The sequence below is a fragment of the Microtetraspora fusca genome (assembly GCF_001570365.1).
Classification (GTDB): Bacteria; Actinomycetota; Actinomycetes; order Streptosporangiales; family Streptosporangiaceae; genus Microtetraspora; species Microtetraspora fusca.
In genome coordinates this window covers 216,230-231,086 of sequence record NZ_BBYK01000039.1, presented here as the reverse complement: position 1 = coordinate 231,086, position 14,857 = coordinate 216,230, and the positions used below count along the sequence as shown (strand labels likewise).

The window sequence follows — 14,857 nt, the reverse complement described above, 5'->3', positions numbered from 1 at the left end:
CAATGCCCACGCGAGGGGTTCGGCCATTCGCGGGTGGCGCGGAATTTGCCCCCTCGTACGGATCATCTGGCGCGTATATGACCCGGCGGGCGCGGGGGACGTACAGTGACCACCGTGGCCGAGAAGACACGGGAGCGGATCGTCGCGACCGCCCTTCGGCTGTTCAAGGAGCGGGGGTTCGAGGCGACGACGATGCGGGCGATCGCCTCGGAGGCGGGTGTCTCGGTCGGGAACGCCTACTACTACTTCTCGTCCAAGGAACAGCTCATCCAGGCGTACTACGACCGGGCGCAGGGCGAGCACGAGGCCGCGTGCCGGGAGTTGCTCGCGATCGAGACGTCGTTCGGGACCCGCCTGAGCGGTGTGCTGCGGGCGTGGGTCCGCGTGTCGGAGCCGTACCACGAGTTCGCGGCCAAGTTCTTCAAGCACGCGGCCGAACCGAGCAACCCGCTCAGCCCCTTCAGTGCCGATTCCGCGCCCGCCCGAGAGTCGGCGATCGCCATCTACCGCGAGGTGGTGGAGGGCTCCGCCGACCGGATCGACTCCGAGCTGCGGGCCGAGCTGCCGGAGCTGCTCTGGCTGCTGTCGATGGGCGTGGTGCTGTTCTGGGTGCACGACACCTCGCCGGGGTGCGAGCGGACGTACCGGCTGGTCGACCGGACCGTCCCGCTGGTCGACCGGCTGGTCGCCCTGTCGAACCTGCCGGGCGTGCGCGGCGTGGCCCGCGACTTCATCGACGTCGTACGAGAACTGCGCGCCTGATCTCCGGCGGGCTCCCCTTGTCACTCACAACCGGGTTCTAAGCGGAGGGCCGGAGACTACCGCTCCATGCGGCTTCCAGTCATACTCCAGCACAGCTTGGTCGAATGCGGGGCCGCCTGCCTCGCGATGGTCCTCGGCGCGCACGGACACCACATCTCCGTGCGCACCCTGGCCGGGGAGATGGGCGTGGGCCGGGACGGCGTGAGCGCGCTCACCCTGGTACGCGTGGCGCGGGCCCGCGGCCTGACCACCCGTGCGCTGTCCCTGCGGGCGGCGCACGTGCCCGAGATCCCCCTGCCCGCCGTCGCCCACTGGCGGGCCAGGCACTTCGTGGTGGTGGAGCGTGCGGCGAAGGAGCGGGTCACCATCGTGGACCCGGGGATCGGACGGCTGAGACTCTCCTGGGAGGAGTTCAGCCGGGACTACAGCGGTGTGGTCCTCACCTTCGCTCCCGGTCCTGATTTCCAGCGGGGACGATTCGACGAGCGGCGATCCTGGTGGTCGCGCTACGTCCGCTTCGGCGTGCTGAGCCACCGGGGCATCCTGGCCGTCCTGGTGCTGCTCAGCCTGGTCCTGCAGGGACTCGGGCTCGTTTTGCCCGCCGCCACCGAGGGCGTGGTGGACCGGGTGCTGGGGCGCGAGGAGATCGGCCTGCTCCCGCTGCTGGGGCTGGCCGCGGCCGTGGCGGCGGTCGCCCACCTCGCGGCCGGAGGGCTGCGGGCCTGGGCCCTGGTCGTGCTGCGGGCGCGGGCCGACACCGCACTGCTCGACGAGCTGGCCCGGCGGCTGCTCGCCCTTCCGTTCCGCTTCTTCGCCCACAGGGGCTCCGCCGACCTCGTCGCACGGATCAGCGGAGCCGGTCTGCTGCGGGACATCCTCACCGGCCAGGTGCTCTCCGCCCTGCTCGACGGCCCGCTGGCCATCGGTTATCTCGTCGCGGTCGCCGCGCGGTCGCCGCTGCTCGGCGCGGTGCTCGCCGCCCTCGCGGCGGCCCAGTTCCTCGTGCTCCTGCTCACCCGGCAACGGATCCGCGACCTGGTCCACCGCGAGCAGGAGGCGCGCAACGACGCGCAGGGTCAGCTCATCGAGTCGGTCAAGGGCATCGAGACGATCAAGTCGTCCGGAGCGGAACCCCAGGTTCTGGACCGCTGGACGCGTCTGCTGAGCGTCCAGACGCGGCAGGTACGGCGAAGCGCGTTCGCCCAGGGGGTTCAGGACAGCGTGCTGGGGGCGCTGAGGTTCGCCACCCCGCTGGCGCTCCTGTGGGCGGGGGCGTGGCAGGTGGTGGACCATCGGCTCACGGCGGGTGCCATGCTCGGCGTGCTGGCTCTGGCGGCGGCCGCTCTGGCGCCGCTGGCCTCGCTGACCAGCAGCCTGCGGGGCCTGCAGACGGCCCGCGCCCAGGCCGAGCGGCTCACCGACATCTGGGAGACCGAACCCGAGCCCGGCCCCGCCGAGACGGCGGACGGCACAGGCGAGGCTCCCGAATCCTCTGCTCGTGGTGGGGGAGAGCGGCGGATCGCGATCGAGATGAGGTCGGTCGGCTTCCGGTACGCGCCGGAGAGCCCGTGGATCGTCCGCGGGATCGACCTGCGCGTCGTCCGCGGGCAGAAGGTCGCGCTGGTCGGCAGGTCCGGCTCCGGCAAGACCACGCTCGCGCGGCTCCTGCTCGGGCTGCTGCCGCCGGTCGAGGGCGAGATCCTTTACGACGGTGTGCCGGTGTCCCGCCTGGATCCGGGGCGGCGCCGCTTCGGGGTGGTCACCCAGGAGCCCGCCCTGTTCACCGGCTCGATCGCGGACAACATCGCTCTGGGAAGCCCGGCCGCCTCACCCCGCGAGGTGGAGGCGGCCGCCCGGCTGGCCTGCGTTCACGACGACATCGCCGCCATGCCCATGGGGTACCACACGCTGCTGACCGAGGGCGCGGGCGTGTCCGGCGGTCAGCGCCAGCGCATCGCCCTGGCCAGGGCGATCCTGGCCCGGCCGGAGATCCTGCTGCTGGATGAGGCGACCAGCCACCTCGACACGGACACCGAGGCGGCGCTGAGCGGGAACCTCGGAGCCCTTTCCCAGACGCGCATCGTGATCGCCCACCGGCTGAGCACGGTCAGGGACGCCGACCTGATCCTGGTGCTGGACGGCGGCCGGATCGTCGAGAGCGGCGCGCACGATGCGCTGATCCGCGCGGACGGCCTGTACGCGCGTCTCGCCGGGGCGCAGTCACCGGCGGGCTCCCTCTGACCCGCCGACTCCAAGTCACTCACAAGATCAGAACCCCAGCATTGGCCACGTCACCGCTTTCCCAAGGAAAGGAGGAAGGTTCCATGAACGTGGCACCGCGTACCGAACTCGGCGACATCGCCCCGGCCGGCACGGAACTGGACGAGAGCGCGCTGAGCGGTATCAGTGGCGGTCAGCCGTCCGTCGTGACGGGGGAGTACTACGACCCGCCGGGCATCTGCTGCCCCGACCAGTGAGCCGTCGGTCGTAGCCGTCTTTAGCCGGACGTGAGGACGCGCCGTCCTCACGTCCGGTGATCCGCCATGGAGCGGCCCCTGGAGGCCACTCTCCGAGGAGATCCCGTGTCACCTCCGCATGTTCTCGTCCTCACCCGCGACCAGGATCCGCACGCCGACCACATCCGGCGCCTGCTGACCGTACGCGGTGCCCGCACCGGCGTCTTCGACAACGGGGACTATCTCACCCGGGCCCATGTCGAACTCGCCTACACCGCTCGCGGGCTCGCCCGGCGGCTGCTGCACACCGAGTCCGGCACCCTCGACCTTGACTCGCTCACCGCGCTGTGGTGGCGACGGCCGACACCGCCGCGGGCGCACCCGGCGATCATCGATCCTTCGGTGGCCGCCTACACCGCCCAGGAGAGCGTGCACCTGATCACGGACCTGTGGGAGCACGTACCCTGCCGTGCGGTGCCGGCGCGCGAGTCGGTGTTCCGGCGTGCCGCGCACAAGCCGTCCCAGCTCGTCCTCGCCGCCGAGCTGGGATTCGAGATCCCCGAGACGCTCATCGCGACCCAGGCGGACGCCCTGTGGGATTTCCACAACCGCCATGACGGGCACATCGTCACCAAACCCCTGGGCCTGCCCTGGGTGGAGAACCTCGAGGCCGGCCACACGGTCATCCGCAAGTGCGATCTCGTCTCCGCCCGCGACACCGCCTACGCCGAGGCGCTGCGGTTCTGCCCGGTCATCGCCCAGGCGTACGTGCCGAAGCGGCTGGAACTCCGGGTCACCGTCGTCGGCCGGCGGGTGTTCGCGGCCGAGATCCACTCCCAGAACAGCAACCGGTCCAGCGTGGACTGGCGCCGGTACGACTTCGGGGCGACACCCTACGCCGTGCATCGGTTGCCGGAGGAGATCGCCGACCTGTGCCTGGCGATGACCGACCGTCTCGGGCTGGTCTTCGGAGCGTTCGATCTGGTCCTGACTCCGGACGGCCGGTACGTGTTCCTGGAGATCAACCCCAACGGCCAGTGGCTGTGGATCGAGGAGCGGACCGGCCTGCCGATCAGCGAAGCCCTGTGCGACCTGCTGCTGGAAGGAGCCTGACATGCCCCCGACGATGCCCCCCGATCTCCTGGACGACGCCCTGCGGTGGCTGCACGGGCTGGACGGCGTGCCGCCGGAGAAGGCCAAGGAGCTGTTGCCGGACCTGCGCGCCCGCTACCCCCGGACCAGGATGCGGCTGCTGTGGCAGCGCGAGGCCGCCACCGGCGACCACCACTACGACCTGTTGTTCCCCGCGCCAGAGGGGACCGTCTCGCTGGCCTTCGCGCCGGACCGGGTGATCCCCTGGCCACTGCGGGCGACCCAGCGCTCCGGAGAGCAGCTCGTCCTGCGCGTCAACGGCGTCGACATCACGATGGAGCGGGCCGTCTCGATCCTCGACGCGCTGTGGGAGGACACCGGTCTCGCCAGGCGGCTGATGAACGCGGCCCTGGTCGAACAGGAACTGGCCACCCGGCGGACCGATCTGTCCGGCGGCCGGCTCCAAGAGGCGATGGACGCCTTCCGCCGGGCGCGGGGACTGCTGACCGCGCAGGTGGTGAGGGAGTGGATGGCCGAGCGCGGTCTGAGCCACGCCCGCCTGGAGGAGATCGTGGCGAACGAGGCGGCGGTGGCCGATCTGCGCGGGGAGGTGGCCGAAGGGCGGGTGGAGGATTTCTTCGCCGCCCATCGCGAGCGCTTCGACCGGCTACGCGTGGTCAGGCTGCGGTACGCGGACCCCGATCGCGCCGAGGCCGTCGCCGATCTCCTGCGTGCGGGGCGACCGGCCGGACCCACCGGGAGCGCCGAGGCGGTGCGGGTCGATGGCGAGGAACGATCCAATGCCGTCGCGCTGGCGGCCGAGGAGGCGCTGGCGGGCGTGGCCACCTGCCGCATGGAGGCGAACAGCAGGGACGACCTGGTCGCGCTCTTCGGCGTACCGGCGACGGATGCGCGAGCCGGTCAGGTGCTCGGACCCGCGCGGCTCCCGGACGGCGGCTTCTGCGTGGTCAGCGTGCTGGCCCTGGAACCGGCGGTGCTCGACGAGGTGACCCGCGGGCTCGTCGAGCGGCGGATCTTCGATGAGTGGCTGGCGGAGCGACGGCGGCACGCCCACGTGGAGTGGTTCTGGGGCAGCCGGCCTCGTACCGATGAACTCACCGCCGCCCTGCGTGTCTAATGGGGGTCTCCCAACCTCGGACGGGTCGGTCACTTCGCCGGAAGGCACCTCCGGTCCTCACGAAGCCCGCTTCGCTGGGCCTTCGCTCCCTTCCGCTCCCTCGATCCCGGTGAACGTTTGCGGACAGCGCACGAGCTTCTGTACCTGAAGGCCCGCAGGGGCAGCTGGAACCGCCGTAAGACCGCCGAACGTTAATGAGACGACAAAAGGGGCAGGATGCCCGCTGGAGGTGGCCTCATGGCGAAGGCAGGACGTGCGGCGGCGACCTGGCGCGCCTACCGGGAGGTGGCCAAGCCCGGTTCCCCCGGACTCGGCGCCCGGCTCAAGGCGGTGCCCCGGATGATCCGGGGGACCCTCAAGGGGAACTATCCGCACCTCGGCAAGGGCCAGATCGGCATGTTCGCGGTCGGCCTCGCTTACATCATCTCGCCCATCGACGCCATCCCGGACTTCCTGGTCGGCATCGGCATCGTCGACGACTTCGGCGTCTTCATCTGGCTGATGTCGTCGCTGCTGGTCGCGAGCGGCCGGTACGTCGAGTGGGAGCGTGAAGGCCTAAAGCCGCTCGGCGAGCAGCCACGCCCGTGACGGGAGCGGGTGGCCGAACAGCCGGGCGGCGTTGCCGTACGCGACCCGGGCGAGGTCGGCGGGGGGCAGCGTGCCGAGGTTGCGCGTGACCGTCCGCTGGGTGTCGGGCCAGGAGGACTCGGCGCGCGGGTAGCCGCTCTCCAGCAGGACGTGCTCCATGCCGACGGCGAGCCGGACCCCGCTGAGCGCGCTGTCGTCGAGCGTGCCGAAGAAGAAGTTGCGCCGCAGCACCTCGCTCGGCTTGAGCCCGCCCTCCCAGCTCGCCTCGCCGGCGACGGGGTGGTCCAGGGCGTAGTCGGCGCGCTCGGCGAGCATGGGCAGCCAGCCGACGCCGCCCTCGACGATCAGGATGCGCAGCGAGGGGAAGCGCAGCGGGACCCCGGACCACAGCCAGTCGGCGCAGGCGAACATCGCGCTCGCCGGGATCAGCGTGGTGATCGCCTCGATCGGGGTGTCCGGCGAGGGGACGGGCGCCCAGGACGACGCGCCGGTGTGCAGGCACACGACGGTGCCGGTCTCCTCGCAGGCGGCGAAGAACGGGTCCCAGTGGCCGCTGTGGATGGACGGCAGCCGCAGCCGGGTGGGGAACTCGGGGAAGACCACGGCCTTGAAACCGCGCGCGGCGTTGGCCCGGATCTCCTTGGCGGCCACGTCGGGGTCGGGCAGCCAGGGCAGCTGGAGCGCGATCATCCGCTCGGGGTAGGTGCCGGCCCACACGTCGACGTGCCAGTCGTTCCACGCCTTGACCAGGGCCAGGCCGAGCTCCTGATCGCGCGTCTTGGCGAACAGCATGCCGGACTGGCTGGCCAGCATGCCGGGGAAGCACAGGGCGGCCCAGATCCCGGCTAGGTCCATGTCCTCGATGCGGGCCTCGATGTCGTGGCAGCCGGGCCGCATGTCCTCGAAGCGGACCGGGTCGAGCGTCCACTGCTCCTTGGGCAGGCCGGCGCCCACGTCGAGCCCCGCGCAGGGGTAGGTGGCCCCGCCGTACCGCCAGACCTGGTGACCGGCCTCCGTCTCCACGATCTTGGGAGCGAGGTCCTTGTACTTCTCCGGGAGGCGGTCGTCGAAGAGATCGGGGGGCTCGATCAGGTGATCGTCGGCGGAGATGATCACATAGTCCCGCCGCCTCGGCTCTGGGTCGGGATGCAGCGGCGTAGTCACAGGAGTAAACCGTAGAGCCAAGGAATAACACCTAACAAGCTGCGAGGTCTCCGGTTGGTATCCGTTCGTTCACCAGGCGCTTCAGGGCTGGGTGCGAACCTCTGCCTGATCCTCTTTCCGGCCCTCTCCTGACGCCTCGTTGTCAGCCCCCGCGGCCGCGAGATCACGCGCCTCGCGCCGGATGAGAAGGAACCAGCCGCCGATGGCCACGCCGATGAACAGCCACCACTGCACCGCGTACGCCAGGTTGAGCCCGCCGCCTCCGCCGAGGTCGGGCGCGGGCACCGGTTCGGGCGCGGGGTCGACGGCGGGCTGCTGCCCGGTCAGCTCGACGAACCCCCCGTACAGCCGGTACGGCAGGGCGGTGCCGATGTCGGCCGTGTTGATCAGCAGGACCTGACCCGCGGGCAGCCCGGAGGTGCGGTTCCTGATGCCGGTCGTGTCCTCCGTCTCGGTGGGCCTGAGCCGTCCGGTGACGGTCACCTGGCCGGTCGGAGCAGGGGGTACGTCGGGCCGGGAATCCGCCGTCGCGCCCGCCGGCACCCAGCCGCGGTTGACCAGGACCGCGCCCTGGGGGGTGACCAGCGGGGTGATCACGTAGAAGCCGACCCGGCCGTTCTGAGGGCGGCGCCGTACGAGCAGTTCGTGGGACGAGTCGTATGCGCCCGTCACGGTGACCGGGCGGTATTTGACCGCGTCCGGGACGGTTCCGCCGACGCTGTCGAGCCGGTCGAGGGGGACGAGCGCGCTGCTCAGGTTGGCCGTGGCCCGCTCGCTGGCCGCCGACCGCTCCTCGTACCGCCCGAGCTGCCACTTCCCCAGGAAGAAGAACGTGGGGATGAGGATCAGCACCAGCAGGTGGAAGCCCAGCCAGCGGCGGGTCAGCAGGAACCGGTACACGCCATCCAGCGTAGGCAGGGGAGGGAGTGGTCTCGTTACCGGTCCCGTCCGTCGGGCGAGTTCAGCCGCCCGGAACGGTCGCCGGGGCCGGGGAGCGGGGCGACGGCCCACGGTCCGGGGAGCTCGTGGCCTTCGTCACAGGTCAGCCGGAGGGCCACCGGCGCGCCGCAGTCACGGTGGGTCAGCGAGACCGGCGGGCCCTCGGGGTCGGCGAGGTGGCGGTCGCCCCAGTGCATCAGCGCGACCAGGATCGGGTAGAGATCCATGCCCTTGGATGTCAGGCGGTACTCGTCGCGCTGGCGTTGCCCGGGCTCCTGGTAGGGCGCCTTGCGCAGCATGCCCTCCTCGACGAGGCGGGAGAGCCGGGCGCTGAGCACCTGCCGGGGCGCGCCCGTCGCCGCCTGGAAGTCGCCGAACCGGCGGATCCCCAAGAAGGCCTCACGGAGCACGAGGAAGGTCCATTTCTCGCCGACCACGGCGAGGGTCCGCTCGATGGAGCAGTTGTCCACCCGGGAGGGCCACATGTCACGCATCGTAGGTCATCCCTCTCGCCCCTCCGCTCAGTCTAAAAGGCGTACCCAGGTCGGGCGAGATCGAGATCGATCGAGGTAGAAAGGGTGCCGTATTTGCAGAACAAGGTTCTGTTAGGTCACCATTGGGGGGTGAGAACCGGAAAGAACGGGCGTGACGGCAGAAGCCGGATCATCGAAGGCGCCCTGCGCCGCTTCAGCCAGGACGGTGTCTCCGCCACGACCCTCGCCAGCCTCCGCGAGGAGAGCGGCGTCAGCGTGGGTAGTTTCTATCACCACTTCGCCAGTAAAGAACACGTTTTCGGCGTTCTGTACGCCGAAACCCTGCAGATGTACCAGGACGCGTTCCTCGCCGAGCTCACGCGCCACGAGGAGGCCCGCGGCGGCATCGAGGCGATCGTGGCCCTGCACATGTCGTGGTGCGGAGAGCACCCGGAGCGGGCCCGGCTGCTGATCAGCGAGCGCCCGCCGCGGCGCGAGGAGCCCGGCGGCCCCGAGGTCGCCGACGCCAGGCGCGCGTTCTTCCGGCAGGTCTCCGACTGGTGGAAGCCGCACATGAACGCCCGGCTGCTGCAGCCCGTCCCGCCGACCATGTGCTACGTGCTGTGGCTCGGCCCGGCGCAGGAGATGTGCCGCCTGTGGTTCGCGGGCGCGCACCAGCCGACCGAGGAGGAGATCAAGAGCCTGTGCGAGGCCGCCTGGAACAGCCTCAAGCAGGCGTAGCGGTCCGCACGGTCAGGACGCGGGTCGGCACCCGCCACACCCGCCTGTCGAGCGAGATGTCCAGTCTGAGGTCGTGCCGTCTGCGGCTCATCCCGGGCACCCGGATCCGGTCCAGCACGTCGTACCGGCCGTGCGAGCGGTAGCCGAAGCCCAGCTCTCCGGGAAGCACCCGGATCTCGTCCCTGTTGCCGCAGCGCGGGCAGGTCCACGCGACCAGGTCCCGGCCCCGGTTGTAGTCATGGCAGGCACCGAAGTAGTCGTCCGGGACGAACCGCGCCTCGCAGGCCAGGCAGGGAAGCATCATCGTGGGTTCCTCCCGGACCAGGTGGATTAGTCAACAGATAGGTCCGGGGCCTTGAAGGCGGCTTGCAGTGGACTTACAGGGATAGATTTCCTCTGTGCACGTGCCTTCCGATCTGGTTCACCGGCTCCGCGACCGGTTCGCCGAGTCCGGCTACACCATCGACGGCGTGCGAGAGCGGCTGGGCGGCGTGGCCGCCGCCGCGCTGGCGCGCGAGGAACTCGTTCCCGCGCTCCGGGCGACCCGAGACAACGACCCGCTCGGCACCCTGATCCGCCTGTGGTGGCTCGGCGTCCCGGTGAGCACCGCCGCCGCGGACCTCCCGCTCGCCGACCTGATCGACGCCGGGCTGGCCGTCAGGGTCGGCGACGCCGTACAGGCGACCGTGCACCTCCAGCCGTGGGACGTCGGCGGCGATCGCCTCGCCTGGGTGGTCTCCGACCGGAAGGTACGGCCCGGCGACCCCGCGCTCCGGCGCGACCACGTCGTCGGGGCCGGCGGCGCCTCGGCGAACCTGGCCCAGCTCGCCTGGACGCCGCCCGTGGAGAGCGCGCTCGACCTGGGCACCGGATGCGGCGTGCAGGTCCTCCACCTCGCCGGTCGCGCCCGGCGGATCGTCGCCACCGACGTGAACCCGAGGGCGGTCGGGCTGGCCGAGCTGAGCTGGCGGCTGTCCGGCGTGGAGGACGTCGACGCGCGAGCGGGCTCGCTGTTCGAGCCGGTCGAGCACGAGCGGTTCGACCTCGTCGTCTCCAACCCGCCCTTCGTGATCTCGCCGGAGGGGCGGTTCACCTACCGCGAGTCCGGCTTCCCCGCGGACGGCTTCTGCCGCGAGATGCTGCACCGCGTGCCGCGCCACCTCAACCCCGACGGCCACGGCCGGTTCCTCGCCAACTGGCTGCACCTGAAGGGCGAGGACTGGCAGGACCGCGTGGGCGGATGGCTCACCGGCACCGGCTGCGACGGCTGGGTGGTGCAGCGGGACGTGCAGGATCCCGCGGAGTACGTCGAGCTGTGGCTGCGGGACGCGGCCGAGCAGGGGACGACCGCCTACCGGCAGCACTACGACGAGTGGCTGGCGTGGTTCGAGTCGCTCGGCGTCGTCGGCGTCGGGTTCGGCTGGATCTCGCTGCACAACTCGGGCGCGATGGACCCGGTCGTCCGCGTGGAGGAGCTCTCGCAGCGGGTCGAGCTCCCGGTCGGCGCGTACGTGCCGGACGTGCTGGACGGCGTCGCCGTCGCGCACCGGATCGGCGACGAGGAGCTGCTGGACGCTCATCTGGCGGTCGCGGAAGGCGTCGTGGAGGAGCGGGTCGGCCCGCCCGGCGCGGATCATCCGTCGCGCATCGTGCTGCGTCAGACCGCCGGGCTGCACCGCGCGGCGACCGTGGGCACCGTGGAGGCGGCGCTCGCCGGGGTGTGCGACGGCGAGCTGCCGCTGCGCCCCCTGCTCGCCGCCATCGCCGAGCTCACCGGAGACGACGAGCGGGAGCTGCTCGACCGGGCGCCCGCCGCGCTGCGCCCGCTGATCGCCGAGGGGTTCTTCCGCATCGCCGGTACGGCTGCAAACACGCGTTGATCCGATGTTGACCCCGGGTCGCCACCCTGGGGGCGTCGACTCGGATCTGGGGGGTTCGAGATCCGGGTCGCCACCCGGCCGGCCGTCGAGATAGGCGGCGAGCCGTCACCTGGCGCTCCGGATAACCGGGCCCCCTGCGCCAGGTGGCGGTCAGGCGGCCGGCCGGGTCTTCTGTCCGCCGCGAGGCTCCCCCTGATGAAAGTGGTCGAGGGTGATCAATCACGTCCGCATGACGCACCTGGACGACGATCTGCGGATCGATCCGAACGTCGGCGTGCCCGCCGACCTAGGCGTCGACCCGGTCGAGGTCCAGGAGGAGGGCGCGGACGTCGTCGGCCTCGGGGGAGCCGAGCCGGATGAAGAGCCCGAGAGCCTTCTCTAGCGCCTCCCTGCCCCGCGCCTTGTCGCCCATGCCGCACTGCGCCTTGCCGAGCGCGGTCAGCGACTGCGCCTCGCCGTACGGGTGGGTGATCTCGCGACTGACGGAGAGGGCGCGCTCGGCGTGCCGGGACGCCTCGGCGAAGCGCCCGGCGGCGATGAACGTCGCGGCCAGGCGGTAGCAGACCCGCTGCTCCCACACCCGCTGGTCGCTCGCGCGGAAGAAGTTCAGGCACTCGGCGTGGTGGACGACCGCCTCGTTGAGCCTGCCGACGTAGGACAGGACGATGCCGAGGTGGTAGCGGGCCCGCGCCACGCCGGCGCCGCTGCCGATCTCCGTGAAGATGGCCAGGCCGCGCTCGGACGCGGCGATGGCCTCCTCGACGTGCCCGAGTCCGAGATGGTCGCGGGCGGAGTAGCTCAGCACGAGGGCCTCGCCCGCCGGGTTGCCGACCTCGCGGTAGACCTCGGTCGCCCGGCCGAACCATTCCAGGGCCTCGGTGTGGCGGCGCAGGCGGCCCGCGACCACCGCGAGCGCGTTGTACGTCTCGCCGAGCACGATGTGGTCGCCGGTCTCCAGGGAAAGCGCGCGCGCCTCCTGGAACTGGCGCTCCGCCTCGTCCAGCCGGTTCATCCCGAACAGGACGCGGCCGAGGACGTAGCGGCAGCGGATCTCGCCGTGCCGCTCACCGGCCCGCCGGGCGGCGGCGAGGACGGCCCGGGTCCGCTGCTCGAACTCCCGGCTGCTCGTGCCGGACTCCAGCAGCGGCTCCATCGCGAGCAGCAGGTCGGCGGCGGGCAGCAGCAGGCTCTCGGACTCGACGGCCTGGCCGATCGCGGCGAACAGGTCCTCGGCCTCGACCGACAGCCAGGCGACCGACTCGTCGGCGGAGGAGAACGTGTGGCCGGGCACCCCGATGTCGGTGAGGGCGTCGGCGATCGCGCTCCCCTCGTAGGCCAGCCGGTGTGCGGACCTGGCCGAGGCGAGATAGAAGCCGAGCAGGCGGCGCCGCGCGGCCGTCCGCTCGGCGGGCTCCTCGGCGTCCTCGGCCTGCCTGCGGGCGAACAGCTTGAGCAGGTCGTGGAACCGATACCGCCCCGGCGCGGGGGCTTCGAGCAGGCTCGCGTCGACGAGTGACTCCAGCAGGTCCTCGGCCGGACCCTGCGGCATGTCCAGGACGGCCGCGGCCGCGAGGGCGGAGATGTCCGATCCGGTGGGCAGGGAGAGCAGCCGGAAGGCCCGCGCCTGCTGCGGGTCGAGCTGGCCGTACCCGAGGGCGAAGGTGGCGGACACGGCGAGGTTGCCGATCTTGAGCTCGTCGAGGCGGCGGCGCTCGTCGGCGAGCCGGGGGACGAGCGAGGCGACCGTCCACGAGGGACGGGCGGCGAGCCTGGCCGCCACGATGCGTACGGCGAGCGGCAGGAAGCCGCAGGCGGCGACCACGTCCATGGCGGCGGCCCGCTCGGCCCGGACCCGGTCGGGGCCGGCGACGGCGGCGAACAGCGACAGCGCCTCGTCGGGTTCCAGCACATCGAGGTCGACGAGCCGGGCCGAGGGCAGGTCGGCCAGTTTGCCCCTGCTGGTGATGACGGCGGCACACCCGGCCGACCCGGGCAGGAGGTGCTCGACCTGCTCGGCGTCGCGCGCGTTGTCCAGCAGGACGAGCATGCGACGCTCGGCCAGCAGCGAGCGGAACAGCGCGGACCGCTCGGCCAGGCCGTCAGGGATGACGTCGACCGGGATGCCGAGCGCGCGCAGGAAGGCGACCAGCGCCGTCTCGGGCGGCGTCGGCTCCGCGCCGTAGCCGCGCAGGTCGGCGTAGAGCTGGCCGTCGGGGAACAGGTCCTGGGCGAGATGGGCGACGTGGACGGCGAGCGCGGTCTTGCCCACGCCGCCGATGCCGGACATGGCCGCGACCGGCACGCCCTCGTCCTCGGCGAGCAGCGCGAGCAGCCGGCTGACCAGCGCGGCGCGCCCGGTGAAGTCGGTGACGGCGGCCGGGAGCTGGGCGGGCCGCGGCATCTCGACGGCCGCTCCCTGTTCCGCGGCCGGCTTCCCGCTCGCCGCCTCCGGCGTCGCGTCGGAGGTCTCCGCGAAGGACGGCGTGGCGATGGACAGCGCCGGGTCGGCGGCGAGGATGCGCCGGTGCAGGGTGGTCAGGTCGGCGCCGGGCTCGATGCCGAGCTCGTCGATCAGCGCCTGCCTGGTCTCGGTGAACACCGCCAGGGCGTCCGCCTGCCGTCCGCAGCGGTAGTAGGCCAGCATGAGCTGGGCGCGCGGCCGCTCGCGCAGCGGATGGTCGGCGGTGAGCGCGACCAGCTCGGACACGACGTCGGCGTGCCGTCCGAGCTCCAGGTCGAGGTCCATCAGGGTCTCGACGGCGGTCATCCGCCGCTCGGCCAGCCGGTCCCGCTGCCGCTCGGCGTACGGTCCGACCGCGCCGGCCAGCGGCTCTCCGGCCCACAGGCCGAGGGCCGCGCGCAGCGCCTCCGCCGCGTCGCGCGTACGTCCGGCCTGCCGGGCGGCGTCGGCGGAGGCGGCGCGGCGCTGGAAGTCGGCGAGGTCCAGCCCGCTCGCGCCGAGGACCAGCGCGTAGCCGCGGCCCACAGAGGTGATCAACTCGGGCGGGGTCCGCGGCGAGCGGCCGGGTTCCAGGACGGTGCGCAGCCGCGACACGTATGTCCGCAGCGCTCCGAGGGCCCGGGGTGGCGCCTCCTCGCCCCAGATGCCGTCGATCATCTCGTCCGGTGTGACGGGGTGGCCTTGCCTGAGCAGCAGCATCGCGAGGATGGAACGTTGCAGGGGCGTGCCGAGATCGAGCTCGATCCCGTCGCGCCAGGCGAGGACGGGGCCGAGGATCGCGAAGCGCAGACCGTCCCCGGTGGCGCGACCTGCCATTACGTCGTCTCCATACGCATATTCAATGGGAAGTTTCCTGCCCAAATGATAGATGCGCGAAGACCGGGCCAATAGGGAGCGTCCGAGTCGTTAATCGAAGCGTTGATTGTCCGTTGATCGGGTGACAAGTCCGGCGAGTGATGCTGTGGACATCGAGCATGGCCCCTGCGGGGGCGGCCATGCTCTGGCGATATGGCGAGGTCCTCCCCGGGCGTGGGGTGCCCGGCGGGGGACTTCTTCCTTTTCCCGACGGGGGCAAATGGCGGGCAGAGCGGTGAAAGAACCCTGGAGGAACGGCGGCTTATCGCGGGGCGTCGGCCGGGGGACCGTCCTCGAAAGCGGAAGAA

Annotated in this window: 13 protein-coding genes; 8 read left to right on the top strand and 5 right to left on the bottom strand. The window is 71.7% G+C overall.

What is annotated here, in order from left to right; genetic code table 11:
- Positions 1–114: 114 nt before the first annotated feature.
- From AWQ68_RS04090 to AWQ68_RS04070, 6 genes are all read left to right on the top strand, one after another.
- On the top strand, positions 115–762 hold the full coding sequence (locus AWQ68_RS04090) for a TetR/AcrR family transcriptional regulator (RefSeq protein WP_066935582.1): 648 nt from the start codon (positions 115–117) through the stop codon (positions 760–762).
- Positions 763–828: 66 nt separating this feature from the next.
- Positions 829–3,003 (top strand): peptidase domain-containing ABC transporter, encoded by a 2,175-nt coding sequence (locus tag AWQ68_RS04085; RefSeq protein ID WP_066934838.1) that lies wholly within the window; start codon positions 829–831, stop codon positions 3,001–3,003.
- Positions 3,004–3,086: 83 nt separating this feature from the next.
- Entirely contained in the window at positions 3,087–3,239 is a 153-nt protein-coding gene (locus AWQ68_RS42015; RefSeq protein WP_157544858.1) for a hypothetical protein, read from the top strand.
- Positions 3,240–3,344: 105 nt separating this feature from the next.
- Positions 3,345–4,331, top strand: a complete 987-nt coding sequence (locus AWQ68_RS04080; protein ID WP_084463627.1) for an MvdC/MvdD family ATP grasp protein — start codon at positions 3,345–3,347, stop codon at positions 4,329–4,331.
- A 1-nt stretch (position 4,332) separates the two neighbouring features.
- Entirely contained in the window at positions 4,333–5,448 is a 1,116-nt protein-coding gene (locus AWQ68_RS04075; protein ID WP_066934833.1) for a TIGR04500 family putative peptide maturation system protein, read from the top strand.
- A gap of 237 nt (positions 5,449–5,685) precedes the next feature.
- Entirely contained in the window at positions 5,686–6,036 is a 351-nt protein-coding gene (locus AWQ68_RS04070) for a YkvA family protein (RefSeq protein WP_066934830.1), read from the top strand.
- Here the strand turns inward: AWQ68_RS04070 and AWQ68_RS04065 are convergent.
- The 3 genes from AWQ68_RS04065 to AWQ68_RS04055 form a co-directional block, all read right to left on the bottom strand.
- Complete coding sequence (locus tag AWQ68_RS04065) at positions 6,004–7,200, bottom strand: amidohydrolase family protein (protein WP_066934827.1); 1,197 nt, start codon at positions 7,198–7,200, stop codon at positions 6,004–6,006. The genes AWQ68_RS04070 and AWQ68_RS04065 overlap by 33 nt on opposite strands.
- 81 nt (positions 7,201–7,281) lie before the next feature.
- Positions 7,282–8,100: an SURF1 family cytochrome oxidase biogenesis protein gene (locus AWQ68_RS04060; protein ID WP_084463626.1), complete on the bottom strand. Its 819-nt coding sequence runs from the start codon at positions 8,098–8,100 to the stop codon at positions 7,282–7,284.
- A gap of 35 nt (positions 8,101–8,135) precedes the next feature.
- Complete coding sequence (locus AWQ68_RS04055; protein WP_066935576.1) at positions 8,136–8,624, bottom strand: winged helix-turn-helix transcriptional regulator; 489 nt, start codon at positions 8,622–8,624, stop codon at positions 8,136–8,138.
- Positions 8,625–8,762: 138 nt separating this feature from the next.
- Between AWQ68_RS04055 and AWQ68_RS04050 the strand changes: the two genes are divergently transcribed.
- The gene (locus AWQ68_RS04050; protein ID WP_066934824.1) at positions 8,763–9,353 is read left to right on the top strand and encodes a TetR/AcrR family transcriptional regulator; all 591 of its coding nucleotides are present in this window, start codon (positions 8,763–8,765) and stop codon (positions 9,351–9,353) included.
- Here the strand turns inward: AWQ68_RS04050 and AWQ68_RS04045 are convergent.
- Positions 9,340–9,657, bottom strand: coding sequence for a hypothetical protein (locus AWQ68_RS04045; RefSeq protein ID WP_066934821.1), 318 nt, complete (start codon positions 9,655–9,657; stop codon positions 9,340–9,342). The genes AWQ68_RS04050 and AWQ68_RS04045 overlap by 14 nt on opposite strands.
- Positions 9,658–9,742: 85 nt before the next feature.
- On the opposite strand from AWQ68_RS04045, the gene AWQ68_RS04040 reads away from it, so the two are divergent.
- Positions 9,743–11,233 (top strand): DUF7059 domain-containing protein, encoded by a 1,491-nt coding sequence (locus tag AWQ68_RS04040; RefSeq protein ID WP_066934817.1) that lies wholly within the window; start codon positions 9,743–9,745, stop codon positions 11,231–11,233.
- Positions 11,234–11,519: 286 nt separating this feature from the next.
- Here the strand turns inward: AWQ68_RS04040 and AWQ68_RS04035 are convergent, their stop codons facing one another.
- Positions 11,520–14,510: an AfsR/SARP family transcriptional regulator gene (locus AWQ68_RS04035; protein WP_066934806.1), complete on the bottom strand. Its 2,991-nt coding sequence runs from the start codon at positions 14,508–14,510 to the stop codon at positions 11,520–11,522.
- Positions 14,511–14,857: the final 347 nt, after the last annotated feature.

Coding starts and splice junctions, on each gene's coding strand:
- AWQ68_RS42015 (WP_157544858.1), top strand. CDS start 3,087: ATGAACGTGGCACCGCGTACCGAACTCGGCGACATCGCCCCGGCCGGC.
- AWQ68_RS04045 (WP_066934821.1), bottom strand. CDS start 9,657: ATGATGCTTCCCTGCCTGGCCTGCGAGGCGCGGTTCGTCCCGGACGAC.
- AWQ68_RS04035 (WP_066934806.1), bottom strand. CDS start 14,510: ATGGCAGGTCGCGCCACCGGGGACGGTCTGCGCTTCGCGATCCTCGGC.
- AWQ68_RS04085 (WP_066934838.1), top strand. CDS start 829: ATGCGGCTTCCAGTCATACTCCAGCACAGCTTGGTCGAATGCGGGGCC.
- AWQ68_RS04055 (WP_066935576.1), bottom strand. CDS start 8,624: ATGTGGCCCTCCCGGGTGGACAACTGCTCCATCGAGCGGACCCTCGCC.
- AWQ68_RS04075 (WP_066934833.1), top strand. CDS start 4,333: ATGCCCCCGACGATGCCCCCCGATCTCCTGGACGACGCCCTGCGGTGG.
- AWQ68_RS04070 (WP_066934830.1), top strand. CDS start 5,686: ATGGCGAAGGCAGGACGTGCGGCGGCGACCTGGCGCGCCTACCGGGAG.